At 53.2% G+C, this 20,739-nt stretch carries 17 protein-coding genes; 16 read left to right on the forward strand and 1 reads right to left on the reverse strand.

Annotated features, from left to right (window positions below; all coding sequences use genetic code 11):
• The first annotated feature begins 130 nt into the window (after nucleotides 1-130).
• The 13 genes from K365_RS0122995 to K365_RS26120 all read left to right on the forward strand — a co-directional run bounded on the left by K365_RS0122995 (nucleotide 131) and on the right by K365_RS26120 (nucleotide 14,397).
• Nucleotides 131-1,963 carry a sensor histidine kinase gene (locus K365_RS0122995; protein ID WP_024336497.1) on the forward strand — a complete coding sequence of 611 codons (1,833 nt, stop codon included), beginning with the start codon at nucleotides 131-133 and terminating at the stop codon, nucleotides 1,961-1,963.
• A gap of 9 nt (nucleotides 1,964-1,972) precedes the next feature.
• Nucleotides 1,973-2,698, forward strand: coding sequence for a sigma-54-dependent transcriptional regulator (locus tag K365_RS28130; RefSeq protein WP_024336498.1), 726 nt, complete (start codon nucleotides 1,973-1,975; stop codon nucleotides 2,696-2,698).
• Nucleotides 2,688-3,128 (forward strand): potassium channel family protein, encoded by a 441-nt coding sequence (locus tag K365_RS0123005; RefSeq protein WP_024336499.1) that lies wholly within the window; start codon nucleotides 2,688-2,690, stop codon nucleotides 3,126-3,128. Before K365_RS28130 ends, K365_RS0123005 begins: the two co-directional genes overlap by 11 nt.
• A complete protein-coding gene (locus tag K365_RS0123010; protein WP_024336500.1) occupies nucleotides 3,125-3,787 on the forward strand; it encodes a potassium channel family protein in 663 nt (220 codons plus the stop codon). Before K365_RS0123005 ends, K365_RS0123010 begins: the two co-directional genes overlap by 4 nt.
• 19 nt (nucleotides 3,788-3,806) lie before the next feature.
• Entirely contained in the window at nucleotides 3,807-5,285 is a 1,479-nt protein-coding gene (locus K365_RS0123015) for a TrkH family potassium uptake protein (protein ID WP_024336501.1), read from the forward strand.
• A 45-nt stretch (nucleotides 5,286-5,330) separates the two neighbouring features.
• The gene (locus tag K365_RS0123020) at nucleotides 5,331-5,888 is read left to right on the forward strand and encodes a hypothetical protein (protein WP_024336502.1); all 558 of its coding nucleotides are present in this window, start codon (nucleotides 5,331-5,333) and stop codon (nucleotides 5,886-5,888) included.
• Entirely contained in the window at nucleotides 5,885-7,255 is a 1,371-nt protein-coding gene (locus tag K365_RS0123025) for a TrkH family potassium uptake protein (RefSeq protein WP_024336503.1), read from the forward strand. The genes K365_RS0123020 and K365_RS0123025 overlap by 4 nt, the downstream gene beginning before the upstream one ends.
• Nucleotides 7,256-7,273: 18 nt before the next feature.
• Nucleotides 7,274-7,930, forward strand: coding sequence for a potassium channel family protein (locus K365_RS0123030; protein WP_024336504.1), 657 nt, complete (start codon nucleotides 7,274-7,276; stop codon nucleotides 7,928-7,930).
• A gap of 720 nt (nucleotides 7,931-8,650) precedes the next feature.
• Entirely contained in the window at nucleotides 8,651-9,301 is a 651-nt protein-coding gene (locus K365_RS0123050) for an LbetaH domain-containing protein (RefSeq protein ID WP_024336506.1), read from the forward strand.
• A 105-nt stretch (nucleotides 9,302-9,406) separates the two neighbouring features.
• On the forward strand, nucleotides 9,407-11,842 hold the full coding sequence (locus K365_RS0123055) for a hypothetical protein (protein WP_024336507.1): 2,436 nt from the start codon (nucleotides 9,407-9,409) through the stop codon (nucleotides 11,840-11,842).
• Nucleotides 11,839-12,843 carry a phosphatidylserine decarboxylase gene (locus tag K365_RS0123060; protein WP_024336508.1) on the forward strand — a complete coding sequence of 335 codons (1,005 nt, stop codon included), beginning with the start codon at nucleotides 11,839-11,841 and terminating at the stop codon, nucleotides 12,841-12,843. The genes K365_RS0123055 and K365_RS0123060 overlap by 4 nt, the downstream gene beginning before the upstream one ends.
• Nucleotides 12,843-13,895: a prolipoprotein diacylglyceryl transferase family protein gene (locus K365_RS0123065; protein WP_024336509.1), complete on the forward strand. Its 1,053-nt coding sequence runs from the start codon at nucleotides 12,843-12,845 to the stop codon at nucleotides 13,893-13,895. Before K365_RS0123060 ends, K365_RS0123065 begins: the two co-directional genes overlap by 1 nt.
• Nucleotides 13,896-13,980: 85 nt before the next feature.
• Nucleotides 13,981-14,397 carry a TraR/DksA family transcriptional regulator gene (locus K365_RS26120; RefSeq protein ID WP_024336510.1) on the forward strand — a complete coding sequence of 139 codons (417 nt, stop codon included), beginning with the start codon at nucleotides 13,981-13,983 and terminating at the stop codon, nucleotides 14,395-14,397.
• A 27-nt stretch (nucleotides 14,398-14,424) separates the two neighbouring features.
• On the opposite strand, the gene K365_RS0123075 is transcribed toward K365_RS26120, so the two are convergent.
• Complete coding sequence (locus K365_RS0123075) at nucleotides 14,425-17,163, reverse strand: glycosyltransferase (RefSeq protein ID WP_024336511.1); 2,739 nt, start codon at nucleotides 17,161-17,163, stop codon at nucleotides 14,425-14,427.
• Between the two features lie 305 nt (nucleotides 17,164-17,468).
• Between K365_RS0123075 and phnD the strand changes: the two genes are divergently transcribed.
• The 3 genes from phnD to phnE (K365_RS0123090) are packed head-to-tail and all read left to right on the forward strand — an operon-like array spanning nucleotide 17,469 to nucleotide 20,733.
• Nucleotides 17,469-18,383: a phosphonate ABC transporter substrate-binding protein gene (phnD, locus tag K365_RS0123080; RefSeq protein WP_006964417.1), complete on the forward strand. Its 915-nt coding sequence runs from the start codon at nucleotides 17,469-17,471 to the stop codon at nucleotides 18,381-18,383.
• Between the two features lie 18 nt (nucleotides 18,384-18,401).
• On the forward strand, nucleotides 18,402-19,343 hold the full coding sequence (gene phnE, locus K365_RS0123085; RefSeq protein ID WP_245569250.1) for a phosphonate ABC transporter, permease protein PhnE: 942 nt from the start codon (nucleotides 18,402-18,404) through the stop codon (nucleotides 19,341-19,343).
• Nucleotides 19,344-19,356: 13 nt separating this feature from the next.
• Entirely contained in the window at nucleotides 19,357-20,733 is a 1,377-nt protein-coding gene (gene phnE, locus K365_RS0123090; RefSeq protein WP_024336513.1) for a phosphonate ABC transporter, permease protein PhnE, read from the forward strand.
• Nucleotides 20,734-20,739: the final 6 nt, after the last annotated feature.

Genomic DNA, 20,739 nt, shown 5'->3' on the forward strand with positions numbered 1-20,739 from the left:
TTCTTTCATATTTCAACGCTACACCTCTCAAAATCTCTCTTAACACACTGATAATCAGCATATTTTATGATGGCACGCTTGTTGCTATGTGTACTGTGAATGCTTTGCTGTATTGAAAAGGATGATTGATATGACATTGAAAAAGAAAATTTTGATCGGTTACGGCGTGGCCTTTGTCCTCATGGGGCTTGTGGTCGCGTGGTCGGTCACCAATCTTGTCTCGCTTGGCAAAGCGTCAGAGGCAATCCTGAGCGAAAACTACAGAAGCATCCTTGCCGCCGAAAACATGGTGGACGCGCTGGAACGTCAAGATAGCGGGATTCTTTTGATCTATTTGGGGGAAATTGAGAAAGGAACCGCTCAATTCCGAGAGAACGAAGTGGTGTTTTTAGAGTGGTTTACCCGGGCCAAAGATAACATAACGATTAAAGGTGAGGCAGATCTGATTAAGGCTATCGAGGCGGATTACTCGGTTTATCGGCAATACTTTTCCAAATGGACCGATTTCAAGGATAACGATACACTGTTCCCCTCCTCCGCTTCATATCACGAATCCGTCTATCCCCTCTTCACAAAGGTGAGGGAAGTCTGTATCGCTTTGCGTCGGCTCAATGAGGAAACCATGTACGATGCCAGCGTGAAAGCCGGAATTGTCGCCAAGCGGGCAATTTGGTCCACCTCGATTGTGGCCCTCTCCGCGTTGATTGTGGCCCTGATCTTCAGTCTTTTTCTCGCGGAAAGGCTTGTACGGCCAATCCGACGCTTCATGGAGGCTTCGAGAAAAATATCGGCGGGTGATTACGCTGTCCAGGTACCAGTTGAAACCGGTGACGAGCTGGGGCGTTTGGCTCAAGAGTTCAATGAAATGGCGACAAAGCTGCTCCGGTATCACGAAATGAATATCGAGCAGATCATATCCGAAAAAAACAAGGGAGACGCCATCCTTTCAAGCATTGAAGACGGGCTGGTGGTGTTTGATACCAATCTCAAGGTAACCGGCATCAATCCTGCCGCACGTGAAATACTTGGGGTTACGCTGGCGGAAACAGTCTCATTGCGGTGCTCCGATATCATACCCGATTCAACCGTCTGTGACCTGATCCGTGAAACCGTTGAGAGCGGAATTCACCCTGATATCCCGGACGAGCAACGAATTGTTGTCCTGTCCACGGGCAAACGCGCCAGGCACTACCTCTTTTCGGTTACCGCTATTCGCGGCAGGGATCGAAATCTTTCAGGTATCGTGCTTCTGCTCCGGGATGTCACCCGATTGAAGGAGGTCGAGCAACTAAAAAGCGAGTTTGTTATGGCCGCGTCCCATGAGCTGCGGACGCCTCTGACCAGCCTGGGGATGAGTGTTGATTTACTGCTGGAGCACGCCTCAAATGCACTCCCGGAAAAAGATCAAGAACTCCTCAAAGCGGCCCATGAGGAGGTTCATCGCATGAAGGCCCTTGTCAATGATTTGCTGGATCTTTCCAAGATTGAGGCCGGCCGGATCGAGATGGAATATGACAGCGTTCACGTCATAACCCTTTTTGATCAGGTTCAAACGGTTTTCAAAAGTCAGCTTGATATGAAACAAGTTGAACTGACCGCCGAGATTCCCAAGAAACTGCCGAGAGTTCGGGCGGACGTGAATAAAATCACATGGGTTCTGACGAATCTGGTTTCCAACGCGCTTAGATATGTGGGAAACGGTGGTCACATTCAGCTTATGGCGCATAGAATCGGCCCGAACGTTCACCTGTCCGTTCATGACAACGGTCCGGGAATCCCTCAAGAGTATCAATCGAAAATATTTCAGAAATTTGTGCAGGTAAAAGGCCAGGAAGCCGGAGGCAGCGGCCTCGGCCTCGCCATCTGCAAAGAAATAGTACGGGCTCATGGCGGAGCGATCTGGGTGGAATCTTCTCAAGGAAAAGGCAGCACCTTCACCTTTACTCTGCCGGTAAACGCTTAGGAGGACCGAATGGAAAAAACACCCATACTGATCGTTGATGATGAAAAAAACATCAGGTTAACCATGTCTCAATCACTGGAGCCACTCGCGGTTCCAGTTCAGACGGCCGTTAACGGCGAGGAGGCGCTTCAGAAGTTGCAGGACGGGCAATTCGGGGTCGTGTTTCTGGACTTAAAAATGCCAGGCATTGATGGGATGGAGGTTTTGCGTCGAATCAAGGAAGATTGGTCGAAAATCCGGGTGGTCATCATTACCGCCCATGGAACTATTGAATCTGCTGTGGAAGCAATGAAACTGGGCGCGGTCGATTTTATTCAAAAACCCTTCAGCCCGGTCGAGATCCGCGATCTGGCGAGCCGGGTTTTGGAGCGTGAAGCATTAGACGCGGAAAGCGCGGTTGATTACCTATCCCTCATTGAGCTCACAAAACGCCACATTTCGGATCGTGACTTTGCCACCGCACGTGAAACTGCCAGAAAAGCCATAGCCGCCGACCCTGCTCATCCGGAAAGCTACAACCTCCTCGGGGCACTCCTTGAAATAAAAGGTGACTGGCTGGAAGCCCAGAAGTTCTATCGAGCGGCATTGGATATAGACCCCACATTCAAAGCGGCCTGGGCGAATCTTGAAAGGACCACGTCCTGGAACAAATTCGGCCAGATTGATCTGGGTCCGGACAGGGAAAAACAAGAACCAGGCGAAGAGGGCGCAAGTGAAGAGTCTGATGAAAAGTAGCCGATATATAGTGGTCGTTGGCTGCGGACGGCTCGGATCTCATCTGGCGAGCTGCCTCAGCCGGGATGGAAATTCGGTTGTGGTAATTGATCGGGTTGAAACGACATTGAACGATTTGTCGCCGGATTTCAGCGGATTTAGAATCAATGGCGATGCCACTCACATGGCGGTGCTCAAACAAGCCAAACTGAAAAACGCCGATCTCCTGATTGCCACGACACATGAAGACAACGTCAACTTGATGGTGGCGCAGGTCGCCAAAAAGATCTTCCAAGTCCCGCATGTGCTGGCCCGGGTTTTTGACCCCAGGCGGGAGGAGGTCTACGCCCAATTGGGGATTGACACTGTCTGCCCGACCTCAGTGGCTGCCGACATGTTCTTACAGGCTGTCGCCAACGGTGGAAAGCGTAAAAACGGAGCTGCATCATGAAGGTAATTATCGTAGGCAGCGGAAAAACCCTGTTCTTTCTTTGCCGCAATTTCACAGCCAAGGGGTATCAAGTTGTCATTATCAACCGGGATAAAGATGAATGTGTTCAGTTGAGCCGTCAGCTCTCCGCCATGGTCGTGTGCGGAGACGGAAGTGACACGGGAATTCTCAAACAAGCCGGAGCAATGGGAGCTGACGCTATATTGGCGATCACCCCCAATGATCAGGATAATCTGGTTGTTTGCCAGTTGGCTTCTCTTACATTCGGCGTGCCAAAGGCCATAGCACTTGCAAACGACCCCGACAATACCGAGATATTTGAAAAACTCGGCGTTTGTGCCTTCTCGACAACACAAATCGTTGGCAGCCTGATTGAGCAGCGCGTATCTTTAGAACAGATTCTCAATTTGCTGCCGGTGGGAGAAGGCAGGGTAAATGTGACCGAAATTATTTTGGGAGCTGACTCTCCTGTGGCCGGCAAGCTGCTCAAGGATATTGATCTTTCTGAAAACGCTCTGATCGCGGTCGTCATCCGTGACAATCAGCCCATGGTCCCCCGAGGAGGGAACGATCTGCAGGCAGGCGACCGTGTGGTGCTGATTACCCTGCCGGAAAATCATGGCCCTGTTCTAAAGGCGCTGACCGGGGAACGAAGGTAGTAGAGAGGAGCCATAAGTTTTGCGGGAAAAAGAATATCTGAAAAGACGTTATGCCGCCATACTTTCTTCAATAGGCGTGATTCTTCTCTTGTCCAGCGTGGTTATGCTGACCCCGCTTCTTATTCTGATACCGAACCCGGAAGAGTCGGCAAATGTTTGTTCGTTTGGCCTTCCCGCTGGATGCCTCGCCCTTCTGGGAGGAATTTTGTGGCGAGTGTTCAAGTCAGATTCGAATACAACCTTGTCGGTGCAAGAGGGCGGCATTATCGTCCTTGTAAGCTGGCTTACGGTCATTTTTTTCTCTGCCTGGCCTTTTACCTCTATTCTGGGGCTTGGATTTTCCAGGGCGATTTTCGAGTCCGTAAGCGGTTGGACAACTACGGGATTGTCGGTTGTGGATGTCACCGCTGTAGGTCCAATGATCTTAATCTGGCGCAGCATCATCCAACTGGCAGGTGGGGCAGGGTTGGCCATCATTATGATGTCAGCCATCGTTGGCCCTACAGGCGTTGGTATTTCCAGCGCCGAGGGCCGAAGCGATCAGCTTGTGCCGCACGTCAGGCAGTCGGCTCGTCTGGTTTTAATCATTTATTCCGCTTATGCCATGGTAGGTTCTCTTGCCTATTGGGCAGCGGGGATGTCACCTTTCGATGCCGTGAACCATGCTTTCTGCGTTGTTTCCACAGGTGGATTTTCAACCAAACCCGAGAGTATCGGGTATTGGAACTCAATCTCTGTCGAAGCTGTCACCTTGCCGCTGATGCTGCTGGGCAACTTGAGCTTTGTAACCGCCTGGCTCCTTTGGCGCGGTAAACTGCGCTTTGTGTTCAAAAATGGGGAAGTCCGCCTGCAGTCGGTCCTGGTGCCATTATCCGCCGCAATTGTATTTATTTTTACGTGCCAGAACCTCTACCCTCACGTCGGTAAAGCGATGCGGGTCGCAGTATTCGAAACGGTTACAGCGTTGACAACCACGGGTTTCTCAACAGTCAGCTATGGCAACTGGAACTCTTTTGGCGTGATCCTTTTGATCAGCCTGATGTTAATTGGCGGCGGCACATGCTCCACGGCCGGCGGGATCAAGCAGTTCCGGATCTATCTTCTGTTTAGATTGTTGTTCTATGAAATCAAACACCACCTTATCCCAAGAGCCGCTGTCACACAATTTCCTATATGGGAAGGAAACAGGCGTGTTTTTTTGGATGACGTCAAATTTCGGCAGGTAGCGGTGTTTGTTTTCCTTTATATGGCTGCCTATGGATTGGGCGTCATGATTCTGTGTTCTTACGGCTACAACCTGAGTGATTCTCTTTTCGAATTTGCTTCCGCACTGGGAACCGTTGGACTTTCTGTGGGGGTGACGTCTGCGCAAATGCCTGACGGGGCGCTATGGGCGGAAATTTTTGCCATGTTTCTTGGCAGACTCGAGTTCATAGTCGTCATCATCAGCTTTCTCAAAATCGGCAAAAATATTGGTCTGATAGCCAAAAGGGGTTGAAATGACAGGCACCCAGGAACATCAGGTGAGAAAAGGACTGGAAAAATGAAATTTTTGATATGTGATATATCCCGTAAGATGCATGCAGAGATTCAGGAATTTGACGGGTCAATTGTCAACAGCCCTGTGCAATGTTTGAATCAGGCCATCATCGCCCCCCCCCATGCAATCGTGGTTCGTTTTGGAGATATTACCCTTTCTGAACGGAATGCGCTGATAGAACTGTGCAGCATATTGAAACAAAATCCATATACCAGAGGCATTGAGACAATCGCACTATTGTGTTCAAAGCACAGAATGATCATGGAGCGACTCAGGGATGCGGGTGTTGAATATGTCAAGTTTCTTGCAAAAGATGAATCTTCAGAAGTTTTGATCGATATCACGACATTTGAACCTGGCCCCAAAGATCAGGTGAATTTCCAGCTGAAAAACCTGTGTCCTTATTTGCATTACAGCAAGATTGATTCCCGGCACGAGATGACGGTTTGCGGGGCCTACCTGAACCGGATGGTATTGGGGGAAAACAGACGTCTTGAAATGTGTGAAACCCAGGGACATCGCCATTGTGAGCATTACTTGAACCCGAGGTCTTGTGCATGACGTTTCGGGCAAGAATACTCAAAATCCATCCAGCCCTTATCGTGCTGGCGAGCTTTCTGTCGGCAATCATAGCCGGTTCCATAACCCTCAAGTTGCCGATTTCCACAATCAATGCCGATATTTCCTGGGTGGATTCCTTTTTCACAGCGACTTCAGCCGTATGCGTCACGGGGCTTATAGTAGTTGATACAGGCAGTTATTTCACGCTTTTTGGGCAGTGCGTCATCCTGGTTCTTATTCAAATCGGGGGGCTTGGGGTAATGACAATCTCTGTCGCACTGTTCCGGTGGATCGGCAGGAAAATTTCCTTCCGGCACAGAATGGTCATCCAGGACCTGTTCGCCCATACCCCGCGTGAAGATATATTCAGTCTCATCAAAAGCATAATGCTGTTCACTTTCGGGGCCGAACTTCTGGGAGCCGTGTTTCTGACAATCCACTGGAGTCATGATTATCCTGTTTTCGAGGCCGTTTACAAGGCGGTGTTTCACTCTGTTTCGGCGTTCTGCAACGCAGGATTTGCCTTGTTTCCGGATAGTATGATGCGTTACAGCGATAATATACTGCTGAATGTGACCATGTGCTCCTTGATCGTTATTGGCGGCATCGGATTTCCTGTCCTTTACGATATTCAGATGTGGCAAAAAAAAAGAAAGAATCAGAGAGCCCGCCTTTCAATACAGACAAAGGCGGTGCTGTTGACGACCCTGGTATTGATTGTTTCAGGCGCATTGATGTTCGCACTGCTCGAGAGATCAGCCGCAGGAGAGATACAGACATTTGGGCACCGACTTCTGACAGCCATTTTCCAGTCCATCACATGCCGTACAGCCGGGTTTAACACGGTTGATATCGCTTCTTTGAAAGATGCCACCATCGCCATGATGATTTTTCTCATGTTTGTCGGTGCTTCCCCCGGTTCCTGCGGAGGCGGGGTCAAAACGACAACCCTGGCTCTTCTGGCGGCATTCACTGCGAGCAGAATCAAAAGAAAATACCGGGTTAACATGTTCAAGAAGAGCGTCCCCAATGAAACCGTGACACGCAGCGTCTCCCTTATTCTGGTTTCTTTCGGGATTATCGGCCTGGTGCTGTTTATGCTTCTTGTAGGAGATTCAGCGAGCGGGCATGTGGTGACACATGCCCATGGATCTTTTCTCGCCTACTTGTTCGAAACGGTCTCGGCCTTTGGCACGGTTGGTCTTTCCATGGGAGTGACACCGGATTTGACCACATGGGGCAAATGCTGGATAATTTTGATGATGATCATCGGCCGCGTCGGTGTGCTCGCATTTGCCTATATCATCGTGGGAACCGGAACACTGAATGGTGTGGAATATTCAGAAGAAAACCTTATGATTGGATAGAATTGTGGAGATCATTTTATGAAACAGTTTGCAGTTATCGGCCTTGGCAATTTCGGTTTTCACGCCGCCAAGGCATTATTTGAGGACGGTAACGAAGTGCTTGCCATTGACGTCAACAGGGTCAGAGTCCAGGCAATAGACCCTTTTTCCACAGAAGCAATGATCCTGGATGCAACCGATAAGGAGGCGCTGAAGTCACTTGGTCTTGAGAACATGGATGCAGTTATTGTTTCCACCGGCACAAAAATCAGTATCAGCATTTTAATCTGTCTGTATCTTCAGGAAATCGGTGCAAAGAAAATATTGGCAAAAGCGTTAGATGACGATCACGCCAAAATTTTAAAACGGGTTGGCGCCACAGAGATCATTCATCCGGAACGTGATATGGCGCTACGTGTATCCAAGGGATTGTCCCGGCCAAATATCCTTGACTTTATTCCCTTGGCGGAGGAATTTGATCTCATTCAGGTCGGCCCGCCAAGGGAATTCATCGGGAAAAGTTTAATGGATCTGAACTTGAGAGCTAAATATAATGTTCATGTCATTGCCATAAAAGAATTAGTCCCGGAAAACTTCATTTTGGTACCGCCTGCCAGCTTTGTAATAAAGGATAGTGATATTTTAATCATACTCGGCAAAACCGCCGATGTCCGGAAAATAAAGGCATTAAAATAATTTTCACGGATCCTGCCATGGCACCGGCAACTGTCAATGATACCTCTGAAATGATTGCAGTCATGCACGAAATCACTCTGAGGTATTGTCCCTGTCAGTTCAGCAGGTCCGGGAACTGTCGCGTATCTATGGACACTCAGATTCAGAAAAAGAACCTTGCCGCCGGGCCGGATGCATTATATCGACGGTTGTTTATGGGTTTATGCCGGTCGATGACCCGCCGGGTGCACTATTGATACGCAGAATCGTGATCCGGGTGAAGTGACAATATACGAAGCCATGACTGGTCGCGATACCCGACTGCCCGAAGTCATTTGATCCGGTTCTCCAGATCATGAAAATCCGTGTCTGCCGGGGAATTTTTTACCAATGGAAATCTGACCGCTGCTGCCGACTGTTTTAATGATATCCATAATCCCCTCCTGCCATCAGAATTTTCATGAATTCATGATAGCATCAATGCATGAAACGTCAAGTTGCCGGATACACCGGCGTTCTCCGCCCGGATCAATGACACGGACAATCGAACTTATGCCTGTTCGGTAGCCCTGAAATCCTTTATCACCTGCTTTGCCGTCTGCCGGCCGCCCATCATCAGCGGGGTGTTCCGCGAAAATGTAAACGCAATCTTAGCATTCCGTTAACCCCATCCCAACACAAATGCCGGATAATTTTTCGGAACTGTGACCCCATCATTTTTCAGCCGAAAGGACCGGTGCCATGCACGACATCACCCATCTGGCCGCCAACAATGAACTGAAGCAAAAAAAACTGTTTTCCCGCCCGCTGATCCATGAATCTTCCACTGTCATTCACTCTCGGTTCGGAGAATACACGGAAATTGAGGCCGGGTGTTTCTGCAATGAAATCACCCTGGGGGATTATTCCTATCTGTCCTCCTGCGTCCGGGCCATCTGGTGTGATATCGGCAGATTCTCCTCCATCGCCTCCCATTGTGTGATCAATCCGGGGAATCACCCCTACCAGCGGGTGACCCAGAGCCACTGCACGTATCGGTGCCGGCAATACGGGTTTGCCGACCAGGATGATGCGGCGTTCTTTGAATGGCGCCGACAGGATGCCGTGACCATCGGCCATGATGTGTGGCTGGGCCACGGGGTCTATGTGATGCCCGGCGCAAAAATCGCCACTGGCGCCGTGGTGGCGGCCGGATCCGTGGTCACCCGGAACCGGCCCGTGGGGCCCTATGAGATTGCGGCCGGTTCCCCGGCAAAACCCGTCAAAAAACGGTTTTCCGACCGAATCATTGACCGGCTCCTGGAGATCCGGTTCTGGGACTGGCCCCGGGAAAAACTGGAACAGAGATTCAGGGACCTGTACGATGTGGAAGCGTTTATCGAAAAATACTGAGTTGAACACAATCCTATCATCCAGATAATTGATTCCCAACACGTGGGGCGGACAATCATTTCCTGAAAATTGACCATCGAATCTTAAAACAGGATAGATTCCGCCATGTCCAACGCACAGGCAACCAAACCGACCCAGCCCATGCCGGCACCCGATGCCGGGACCCGGGTCGACCTGGCATTTCTGCACCATGCCCTGGAAATCAGGCCCGGGTCTAAGGAAAATTTTGTTCAATCCCTGCCGTTTTCTTTCCGGGATGTCACGGCAGGTGCGGAAAATGAGTTCCAGGCCGTGGTTCTGGGAAAACGTGCGGATGTGGATCTGCCTATCACCATCGAATCCGCCAATTTTTTCAAGAACATGGTGCGCAGGGCCGCGGCCGGGGACACGTCCCGGAAAACGATCACGGCCCTGGAACGGTATCTGGAGCGGAAAAACCATGTCTGGGAAAATTCCTGGGTCCGGTTTCCGGAAAAATGTCTCAATTCATACGCCAGGGAGGTATTTGCATCGGATCTTCTGGCGGACAAAGCATCTCCCGGGGGGGATCTGCGTTCCGATGCCGGACAGTTCCGGTTCATCCGGGCCGGTGAACCCATGATCCGCATCCCGGTCTCCTACCTGCTCAAACTGGCCCTGGCCGATGTGATCGGGTCGGCCCCCCTGATCCATCCGCGCATCAAACAGACCGGTGATCAGATGATGGCCCATTTTCTCAATGACAACACCTCTCCTGAAATATTTTCCTTTCATCCGGTGCGGTCCGGGGCCGGGTCCCGGGGGATCGGCCGGCCCCTGGCCACTGAAACCCTGATCCGGTTTCTGTTCACCCAGCTGCTGGTCCAGTATGCGGAACAAAAACTGGGACTCAAAGACGCCGGACAGGAGGTGCGGGTGTTTTTTTCGGCTTCCCCGCCGGTCATGCAGCACCGGCTCAATGAATGCCTGTCTGATGCGTTTTACCGCTTTTTGTTCATGAGCCCCTGCCTGTCGGGCTGGAACCGGGGTGAAGAAAAACACACCTATATGACGCTGTGCCACGAGGTGCTGTCCCGAAGTCAGATCAACGGGATCGCCAAGCTCAGGGAAGCCGGCATCATCCAGTCCAACCTGGTGATCCTTCCCAACAGCTCCAACATCAGCCTGGCCAACAACGGGACCCATATCAGCATCGGTTCCGAAAAACTGGCAAGGCTTCTGTCCGATCCGGGGTCCGGGTTCACTGCACGGCATGAAAAACTTCTGGGGGATCTGGTCATCAAGATCGCGGAGCATTTTCTTTGCCTGTTTCCCGGCACTTACAGCGCTTCTCCCTGCCGTCTCAATTTTGAAGACTTTCACCCGGAAAAGATCCTGGGGTTTCTTCCCCACGAACTGGACTATACCCATCTGCGCATGCTGTGGCGGCGATGGAAACAAAAGGCGGCCAATCGGATTCTGGGCCGTCCCGTCACCCCTTTCGGCCCGGTCTGGCTGGACCGGCTCATCCGCAGGGTCTTTGGTCTCAAAGGGGATTTTGTCCCGGACTTCCGGCTGGTGGACTACCTGGTTTCGCTGTTGAGTACGGACCAGAGCCCCGGCCTGGACGGCAGTCCCGGCAACAGTGCCCGGCTGGGCCATGATCTGACCCAGATGGGTGTATTCGACACCCGCATGCCCCTGTACCAGTTGATCCGTCTCAGGGAATTTTCCCGCATGGGATACACCGGGTTCGAACACCGGTATTACAGCATTTTTGAGCATGTTCTGACAGACATGGGCAACGCCGCAGACATGCAGACCCTGATCACGGCACTGGCCTATCAATACGTTCTCAACGGGGACGTGACCCATGCCATGATTCCTGACACCCCGGACGTGGAAAGCGAACGGCGCCAGCTGTTTTTCTGTGCGGCCCTGAACCTGCCCTTCTGTTATGTGAAGACCGATACCCGAAACCGGTTTCTGAAAACCATCGTGTCCGGGATTTCCCATACCCGGAAAAGCCGGCGGTATCCGGGATATACGCGGATCAAAGTCAAAGATTACAAACTGGCCCTTGTCAGCACGCTGAAAAAAGACGGCAGCGCCCTGATCGAAGACCTTCGGCTGCATGGGGTCCTGGCTGACCTGCAGGGCCGGATCCATTCCCCGGACACTCGTTCCGCGTGCGGCCGGCTGGTCAAAGGCATTCTGGACTCCCGGAAAAAACAGGATCCTATGACCTGTCCCGGAGATGTGTTCAACCGGGATGCCGAACAATATTACCAGGAAACGCTGCGAAAACAGCATATGGCCGAAGGGTTCAAAATCCTGATCAGCGAATTTTCCGGCATGAATCTGTGGGCCGGGTTCAGGGAACCGGTTTTCAGGGATATCATCCATACCATTCTCCCGGATACAGACCTGGACCGGTTTCTCAAGCAGGTGAAACATCCGTTGATGGCCCATGATCTCCCCGCAGAACAGATAAAAAAACTGCTGTTTCTGATCATGCTGTATGTCAACATGGAGGCCGGTCATGCCGCACCCCGCCAACCATCAGCCAGGAGGGGGGAATGAACCCGGGAACACACCAGTATATTGACCGGCACACGGGCCGGGTTCACACGGAAACCCTTGTGGCGGATCAGACCATTGCCTTCCTGTACGCCACGGTCCGGGAAAATGCCCCGGCCATGTTCAATCTGCTGATCTCCGCCAGAATGTCGGCCCTTCTGGGATTTCTGTGCTTTGACCTGCCTTTGAACACCCGTATTCCAGATCCCGGCCGATTTTTGAGCCAGAGGGGAATCCCTTCCAGGGAAATTTTCGGGCCGGTGAATCAACTCGATACCTTCCGGCGGTTTTTTGAACGGAAACTCCGGTACTGGGACTGCCGTCCCATGACCGATGACCCCGGGGCAGTGGTATCAGCGGCCGATGCCCGAATCCTGCCCGGTTCCTTTACAGACAACCGGCGCCTGTGCATCAAGGATAAACTGTTTCAGTATGAGGAACTGACCGGTATGGACCGGCCGTGGCACCGCACGTTCCGGGACGGGGAGTATGCCGTTTTCCGCCTGACCCCGGACAAGTATCACTACACCCATGCCCCCGTGTCCGGCAGGGTAAAGGATGTCTACGAAATCAACGGCTGTTTCCATTCCTGCAACCCCGGGGCCGTGGTGCAAACCATCACCCCGTTTTCCAAGAACCGGCGGGTGGTGACGGTCATTGACACGGATGTGCCGGACGGCACAGGGGTGGGACACGTGGCCATGGTGGAGATTGTGGCGCTGATGATCGGCCGGATCGTTGAATGCTACAGCCCGGTCCGGTATGAACCGGTCCGGCCGTTGCAGCCGGGCATGTTCATTCAAAAAGGGCAGCCCAAAAGCCTGTTCCGACCCGGCAGCTCCACCGTGGTGCTGCTGTTTGAAAAAAACCGGGTCCGGTTCTGCCCGGATCTGCTGGCAAACACCCGGCGGTTTGATGTGAAATCCCGGTTTTCAAGCCGGTTCGGCGTACCGCTGGTGGAAACGGATGTAAACGTCAGGGAAACCATTGGAAAGGCGGTCTGATGACTGAATTATTTTTTATCACTGGCTTGGGCGTGTTGACAGCCGGGGCTTTATGGTGGGGGTTTCGACATCTGCCCCGGGAAAAATGGCAGATCATGGCGGTGGTGCCCCGGCACAAAACCGGACAGGATTGGCAGGGACTCAATCTCACCTATTATGGGGTGTTGTGTGCCAATGCCTATACCGTTGCCGTGGTGCTGTTTTTGATACTGGCCACCTCGGCCCGGATATCTCTGTTCGGCCTGTGTGTTTTCATTACAGGTGTTCTGGCGGTCTGCCTGCCGGCGTCCCGGATCATCGCCCGGGTGGTGGAAAAGAAAAAAGGCACGCTTACTGTGGGCGGGGCTGTGTTTGCGGGCATCCTGGTTTCCCCTGCCCTGGTGCTGCTCATCAACCGGGTCTTTGAACCGGTCATGGCAACTTTGCTGCATCCCCTGATTCTCCTGTCTGCGGTATCCATTGCCTATGCCTTCGGTGAAGGGCTGGGCCGCCTGGCCTGCATCAGTTTCGGATGCTGCTACGGCAAACCCCTGGACCAGTGTCCTCCGGTCATTCAAACTCTGTTTTCCCGGTTTTACCTGATATTCACCGGCCCCTTGAAAAAAATCACCTATGCTTCCGGATATGACGGGCAAAAGGTGGTGCCCGTGCAGATTATCACGGCTGCCCTGTACACCGGGACCGGGCTGGCCGGCACCCTCCTGTTTTTGAATGGATTTTATCGCACGGCCTTTCTGATCACCCTGGCCGTCACCCAGATATGGCGGTTTGTTTCCGAATTTCTCCGGGCGGATTTCAGAGGCGGCCGGCGCATCACGGCCTACCAGATCATGGCCCTGGTCACCCTGGGATTTGCCGGTGCCCTGGCCCTGGGGCTGCCCGTGGACAACAGTCTCCCCCAGCCCCGCCTCCACGAGGCCGTATCCTCCCTGTGGACCCCCTGGATGATTCTTTTTGTCCAGGGGATCTGGGCCGCCTCGTTTTTTCACACCGGAAAAAGCATGGTGACCGGCTCCCGCATCGTTTTTCATGTGGAGAAAACACATATTTAATCCATTTTTAATATGGGCATAATACCGGCATAACGCCACCAGAGCATCATACCGGGTATCATCAATTAATTTTCAGGAGTCTGCCATGAAAACCTTACTGCCGTCTTCCAAAAATTTCAGTCCGTCTATCCCCCCGTTTCTCGACAATGAGACACTTTGCCGGTTCAAGGAACAATTGCTGACAAAACAGGTGGAACTGGTCCGCAAACGATCCGAGATCAAAACAAAGATCCGGAGCCTGAAAATAAAACATGCGGATCTGTTGGATCAAAGTATCCACATGAGCAGTATCGAAAATGAAATCCTTTATTCTCGACGCTGTGACGACCTCATCGCACAGATCGAAAAAGCATTGGAAAGAATCGAAAACGGTGAATTCGGATATTGCGAACTCACCGGAGACCCCATTGATATCAGACGTCTGGAAGTGCAGCCCTGGGCCACCCTGTCCATCAAAGCCCTGGAGAACATTGAAAAAAAACATGACAGCCGCCGGTTTTAATGAATACCGCCGGCCTTTGATGCGGGTTCAATATCCGATGGCAGCCTTCAGGGTTTCTTTTTTTAACACCCTTTCCGACAGGGAATCCGTTCCATCTGTATGCACGGTATCTCCCAGTCCCAGATTATTCAAAAACGCATTGAAAATGGTTTCCCGGGAAAACGACCTGGCCCGCCTCAAACTGTTCTTTTTCAAGGTGTGCCGAAACGTTTCATCCCTGACGAACCGGGCGATGCCTTCGGCGAGCCCTGCCGGATCTTCGGCCAGAATCCCGTTTTCCCGGGTCTGAATGATTTCAAGAGGTCCTTTTTCCGCATAGGCCGCCACCGCAGCCCCGCAACTCATGGCCTCCAGGATGACATTCCCGAAGGTATCGAACCGGGAAGGCAGCACCAGCAGATCCGTCCGGGAATACAAGGCCGGCATACGAAACCGGTCCACCCAGCCCAGGAACAGCGCTCCAGGCAGCAGGGCTTTCAACCGGTTTTCGGCCGGACCCGTGCCGGCGATCACCAGCCGGACCGTCACTCCGGACCGATCCAGGGCTGCCATAATTTCGGGCAGATCAAACACCCCTTTTTCTTCGCTGAGCCGCCCGGCATACACCAAAACGATATCGCTTTCTGAAATTTGTTCCCCGAACACGGCCCGCCGGTCCCCGGGCAGAGGGCGGAACCTCTCATCCACCCAGTGGGCCGTGTTGTAAACCCGGGAGCCGTCATAGGCAATGGCCGGCCCCGTGAGCCAGTTCCGGTGATCCCGGTTCAATACAAAAATGCCGTCAAACTGGTGGTAAAACGCTCTGAGCATCCGGCGGATCCGGTCCATCACCGGGGGCGGCAGTTCCATGGTATGCCGGAAAAATGTCAGCCAGTCCGTGTGCATGAAAAAATAGACGGGCACGGCCATGGACTGTTTGAGAAACAGGGCCGCCAGCCCCATCAGCAGTTCCGTGGAGCAGATGATCCGGTCATATCCCCCCTGGATGAACAGGGCCTGGACAGCCAGGAGATCCGGGACCTGAAACACATGATCCGGGTAACCGGGAACGGTAAAACTTCCCACGGGCGGCACCACCTTTAAATGGGGAGCTTCCTGAATCCGGTCATGGCAGACCAGAAAATCGATGGGCAGATCCCGTTCCTGGATAAAAGACAGCTTTCTGGACAGGGATGTGGACACGCCGTTGTCGTCACACAGGGTATCGGTGAGCCAGAGGACACGCCGGGGATGGACATGACGTCCCAGGGACCGGGCAAAGCCGTTGACAAACTCCCGCTGGCCCATCAGCACCCGGGTGGAGAGCAAAGAGGCCCCGGCAATGACCCCCCAGGCCAGCACGGGAAAGGTCAGGGCATCAAAAAAATCGGATAGATTGATCCGGGAGCCATGATCCAGTGTCGGTTCCGGATCTTCTTCAAACAACGCCCTGACATGGGACGGGAGTTCGAGCTGTTGAATCAGGTCCGCCAGGTTTTTGTTCCGAACCCTGTCCAGATGCTCCCAGTGACCGGCCCGGGAAGCGACCCGTTTTGCAATGATCTGGTTCAGGCAGGAAAACATCCGGGAAGACCCGGTTTTCAGCAGTTCCATATAACGCTTCCGGTCCCGGGATCTGGCCCGGGCGATCTCATCGATGGCCCGGATCAGGGGCCGGAAATCCGGGGTCACCTTGAACCGGCTGATCAGGCCGGGCCGTCTGCCGTGCAGGGCCTCGTGAAACGATCTGAAAAAAAACAGGGTGAACCGGTGCCGCCGAAGCTCCTGCATGGCATTGCTGAACCCCAGACAGACCAGCTTGTCCCGAAGGCTTCCTTTATGGAGAAACATTCTGAGCAGTCCGGGCTCTTTCATGTTCAAAGCGATCTGGGACAGGTAATCCATGAACGCGACATTGAGCTTTTCATGGATAAACACCTCACCATAGGGATGCATGGTGCCGCTTTGGATTGCTTCCAGTGCCAGCAGAGACAGGGGCGTTTGCTTTCGTTTCTTCTCCAGATCCGGCACATACAGGCCCGTGCCGCAGGTACCGGCAAACAAACCCATGTGATCATCCGATCCTCCCGTGACCCGCTTGTCATAGACAAATCTGCAGAAATTTTCCGACCGGATACCGTGTTTTTTCTGCCAGTGATCGATCCGCTCTTCGGTCAGGCTGTCCAGCCATTCCCAGGTCAACAGGTTCTGCCACACATCCCGCTGGCCGTTGAGCACCTCGAACCGGTCGAACATCAGAGCCAGGTGCTCGTACATGACCGGATCCGGACCCTTGGCACCGGCCCCCACATACAGGGGGTGGGGCAGTATTGTGGGGATATCATGATCCGCCGCATAGGTGAGAAAGGCCGGCAGATCATTTCTCAACCCGTTGAGGATCTCCTCCTGGGCCGGGGTGAACCCATAAGCCAGCACATGCAGGCGGGTATTGAACCTCTTGAAAAAGCAGGTGAATTCTGCCCCTGAAAGCACATCCCTGCCGGTTTCCATCAACTCCCAGCAGGACCGGGCATTGTTGTGGTTGGTAATGGTGACCAGATCGCACCGGTGTTCATTCAGACAGGTAACCAGCTCGTCCGTCTTCAGCCAGGTTTCCGGAAACCGCAGGATTCTGCCCAGAAGCTCGTCTGTGACATCGGAGTTACAGTCATGGCAGTGCAGGTCTATTCGAAGGCATTCTTTTTCCGGAAACTGTGACTGATGTTCGTCCAGGCGCTGCTGGAATGTCTGTTGAATCTGCTGCTGAAACTGTCCGGACTCTGACATGGTATTTGCGCTCCTTTTTTTGACGCTTGTTACGCTTGTTTTTGACTCCGGCCGGATGACTTGCCGGGGTTTTGTTGAAATTCCCCCTGTCCCTGTCGGATCGCGCTGGACCTTATCAGGAATTCAATAATATTGTATGTGAATTGCATTGATTTTTGGTAAGGACCGGTTTTCATTTTTTTAAATCAAAACATAACTTCAGTCTAACAGGGAATAAACATGCAAATGGTTTGATGATCGGCAATGTCAGACAGAGTTACAGAAAACTCAGAATAAAACGACCAAATCATTTAAGGAGACGCGTAATGAAAAAATGGATCACATCAATGTTCGTCGCCATGGCTGTCATGATGGCGTTCACCAACGCCCCCATGGCTGAAGAAACCATCACTGAATTCCGCATCGGTATCCTGGGGGGTGAAAACGCATCGGACCGGCTGCGGTCCAATGAGTGCATCCGGGCCAAGGCCGAAGCAACGCTGGGTGTACCCACCAAAATTTATGCACCGGCCGATTATAACGGGGTGATCGAAGGTCTTCTGGGAGGCAACCTGGACATGGCCTGGCTGGGAGCTTCCGGTTATGCCAAAGTGTACATGACAAACCCGGATGCCGTGGAACCCGTGCTCACCAAGATCAACAAGGACGGCTCATTTGGTTATTACGCCATCGGTTTCGCCCGGGTGGATTCCGGAATTGAAAACCTGGAAGACATGAAAGGCAAGGTGTTTGGTTTCGGTGATCCCAACTCCACTTCCGGATACCTGATTCCCTCCATCGAAATTCCCCAGGCCGGGTATTCCATGAAGCCGGGTGAGTATTTCAAGGATGTCAAGTTCACCGGCGGCCACGAACAGACCATTGTGGCGGTATTCAACGGGGATATTGACGGCGGTGTCACCTGGGCCTGCGGCCTGGGGGACTGGGTGGACGGCTATAACAGCGGCGCTTTGAGAAAAGCGGCGGATGCCGGTATTGTGGACATGACCCAGATCCGGGAGATCTGGCGGTCCAAACTGATCCCGGAAGGCCCCATCGTTCTGCGCAAAGACCTGCCGGAATCCGTGAAACTGAAGATCACCGGCATGCTGGCCAGCATGCCCTCCATGGACCCGGAATGTGCGTATGGATTCATGGCCGGCGAAATCAAGGCCATTGCTCCCATCGATCATTCCGACTACCTGAGCATCATCGCCGCCAGAAAAGCCAAATCCCAATAGCCGGAGAAAGCCCTTCATTTGAACGGCCGTTCCCGGCGGCCGCTGGAAAAAACAGCGGCCGCCGGTTTTGAAAATTTCTGCCGTCCACATGATGAAAAAGGATACGCCATGACCGTTTCGGCCATCAACGAAGAAATTCTTGCCATGGAAAAACGCCGGCAGCTCTATTCCGCTGTGTGTATTGTCATGATGCTGGCCATCCTCGTCAGCGGATACAAACTGGCCAATGACATGAATTCCGGCAGTTTTTTCAGAGGATTGACCCAGTTTTTCGATTATCCGGGTGAAATTGTCAAAGAAGCCTGGCAGGCGGGATTCGGTTTTTTTGCTCTGTTGATCCGGTTTCTGCCGGCCCTGGTGGAAACGTTGAACATCGCAGGCGCCGCATCCCTGATCGGCGGTGCACTGGCCGTGGTACTGGCATTTCTGGGATCCAGCAACCTGGACGTCAAGCCCGCCGTCATCATTTTGTTGGTCCGGCGGATCATGGACAGCATGCGGGCGTTTCCTGAACTGATCATCGCCCTGTTTCTCATTTTCGTTCTGGGCTCCAGCCCGGTACCGGCCATGATCGCAGTGGCGTTTCACACGGCCGGGGCCCTGGGCAAGCTGTTTTCCGAGGTCAATGAGAACATGGATCAGGCCCCCATCGAGGGACTGGCCTCCTGCGGGGCCAGCTGGCTGCAGCGCATGCGGTATGGGGCACTGTCCCAGGTGCTGCCCAATTATCTGAGCTATTTCATGCTCCGGTTTGAAATCAATGTCCGGGCATCGGCCATTCTCGGGTTTGTCGGGGCCGGGGGCATCGGCACGGAACTGCGGCGCACCATTGGGTGGGGAAAAGGGTCCGGTGATGAAACCGCAGCGTTGTTTGTGCTTTTGATTCTCTCCATTTTCATCATTGACCAGACATCTTCTTTCCTTCGCCGACGCCTGATTACCGGCGACCAGGCGGCTTAATCGAGGTCCCCTTATGAGCATCACTTCCATGGCCCTGAATCACACCGCGTTTTTGACACCGAACAGCCGGACCGTCTTCTCCGCCATCCGTCGAAACAGTATTATTACCCTGGCGGGTGTCACCGCTGGGGTGATCTATCTGTGCTATATTTTCTTTTCCTTTGATGTCGGCGGACTGATCAGCAAAGCCCGGCCGGGCCGGGCACTGCTGCTGGCCACGGATGCCGTGGCCCACAAGGTGCATGTCACCCGGAACCTGCGGGGGACAAGTTCATTGACGGTAGCCGTGGAAGGAGAACGGACTGCCACCTATGACACCCCGCCCGCCTGGGTGAAACAATCCGGGGACCTTGTCCGGGTGGATCTGGGCAAAGGGGTGACCGTCGAGATGCAGGAAACCGTTTTGATCCTGACGATCCCCGACTATGGCCACATCCGGGTGGAAGTGACCGGATCAGGCATCGAAACCGATCTGCCGGAAGGAAAAACTCCCCCGGACTGGCTCCGGGCCACTTCCGCCAAGTTTGATGCCCGGCCGTCCTTAGGTCAGCGGATTCAGGTGTCCCGGGCCCGCATGGAAGTACACCGGTATTTCGGAGGATGGGAAAATTTTTTCTTTCCCTTCCGGTCGGAACTGGCCGGATCTTCTTTCCCGGAGATCATCCGACTGGCATTTTCCAGTGACCGGCGCCAGCCGGAGACACCCAACTGGAAACTGATATTCAACACCTTCTGGAACAATCCGGACTGGCAGCATGGCAATGTGTTTATCGCGTTGCTGGAAACTTTTCTCATGGCGGTTCTGGGGACCCTTACCGCAGCTCTGGCAGGACTGCCCCTGGCCATTCTGGCGGCCTCCAACTTCACTCCGTCCCAGGTGCTGCGGTTTGCCGTCCGCCGGGTCTTTGACTTTCTCAGAGGCATTGACATGCTGATCTGGTCATTGATCTTTATCCGGGCCTTCGGTTTAGGGCCGCTCACCGGGGCCCTGGCCATCGCCTTCACCGACACCGGTTCGCTGGGAAAACTGTTTTCAGAAGCCCTGGAAAACGTGAACAAACGGCAGATGGAAGGAGTCAGCGCCACCGGGGCCAACCGGTGGCAGTTCTACCGGTTCGGAGTCATTCCCCAGATCATTCCCGTATTTGTCTCCCAGGGCCTGTATTACCTGGAGTCCAACATCCGGTCCGCCACCATCATCGGGGCCCTCGGGGCCGGGGGCATCGGCCTGATGCTGGTGGAAACCATGAACACCCAGCGGGATTGGGAAAACACTGCCTACCTGATCCTGCTGACCGTCGGCTTGGTCATCATCATGGACACGCTTTCCGGAAAACTGCGAAAACGGCTCATTCACGGGGTGGCGCAAAAAAACTCGATAAATCAATGACATCCA

The sequence above is a fragment of the Desulfotignum balticum DSM 7044 genome (assembly GCF_000421285.1).
Classification (GTDB): Bacteria; Desulfobacterota; Desulfobacteria; order Desulfobacterales; family Desulfobacteraceae; genus Desulfotignum; species Desulfotignum balticum.

Excerpts from the sequence above, each read along its gene's own strand:
- K365_RS0122995 (WP_024336497.1), top strand. The coding sequence starts at position 131 with ATGACATTGAAAAAGAAAATTTTGATCGGTTACGGCGTGGCCTTTGTC.
- K365_RS28130 (WP_024336498.1), top strand. The coding sequence starts at position 1,973 with ATGGAAAAAACACCCATACTGATCGTTGATGATGAAAAAAACATCAGG.
- K365_RS0123005 (WP_024336499.1), top strand. The coding sequence starts at position 2,688 with ATGAAAAGTAGCCGATATATAGTGGTCGTTGGCTGCGGACGGCTCGGA.
- K365_RS0123010 (WP_024336500.1), top strand. The coding sequence starts at position 3,125 with ATGAAGGTAATTATCGTAGGCAGCGGAAAAACCCTGTTCTTTCTTTGC.
- K365_RS0123020 (WP_024336502.1), top strand. The coding sequence starts at position 5,331 with ATGAAATTTTTGATATGTGATATATCCCGTAAGATGCATGCAGAGATT.
- K365_RS0123025 (WP_024336503.1), top strand. The coding sequence starts at position 5,885 with ATGACGTTTCGGGCAAGAATACTCAAAATCCATCCAGCCCTTATCGTG.
- K365_RS0123030 (WP_024336504.1), top strand. The coding sequence starts at position 7,274 with ATGAAACAGTTTGCAGTTATCGGCCTTGGCAATTTCGGTTTTCACGCC.
- K365_RS0123050 (WP_024336506.1), top strand. The coding sequence starts at position 8,651 with ATGCACGACATCACCCATCTGGCCGCCAACAATGAACTGAAGCAAAAA.
- K365_RS0123055 (WP_024336507.1), top strand. The coding sequence starts at position 9,407 with ATGTCCAACGCACAGGCAACCAAACCGACCCAGCCCATGCCGGCACCC.
- K365_RS0123060 (WP_024336508.1), top strand. The coding sequence starts at position 11,839 with ATGAACCCGGGAACACACCAGTATATTGACCGGCACACGGGCCGGGTT.
- K365_RS0123065 (WP_024336509.1), top strand. The coding sequence starts at position 12,843 with ATGACTGAATTATTTTTTATCACTGGCTTGGGCGTGTTGACAGCCGGG.
- K365_RS26120 (WP_024336510.1), top strand. The coding sequence starts at position 13,981 with ATGAAAACCTTACTGCCGTCTTCCAAAAATTTCAGTCCGTCTATCCCC.
- K365_RS0123075 (WP_024336511.1), bottom strand. The coding sequence starts at position 17,163 with ATGTCAGAGTCCGGACAGTTTCAGCAGCAGATTCAACAGACATTCCAG.
- phnD (WP_006964417.1), top strand. The coding sequence starts at position 17,469 with ATGAAAAAATGGATCACATCAATGTTCGTCGCCATGGCTGTCATGATG.
- phnE (WP_024336513.1), top strand. The coding sequence starts at position 19,357 with ATGAGCATCACTTCCATGGCCCTGAATCACACCGCGTTTTTGACACCG.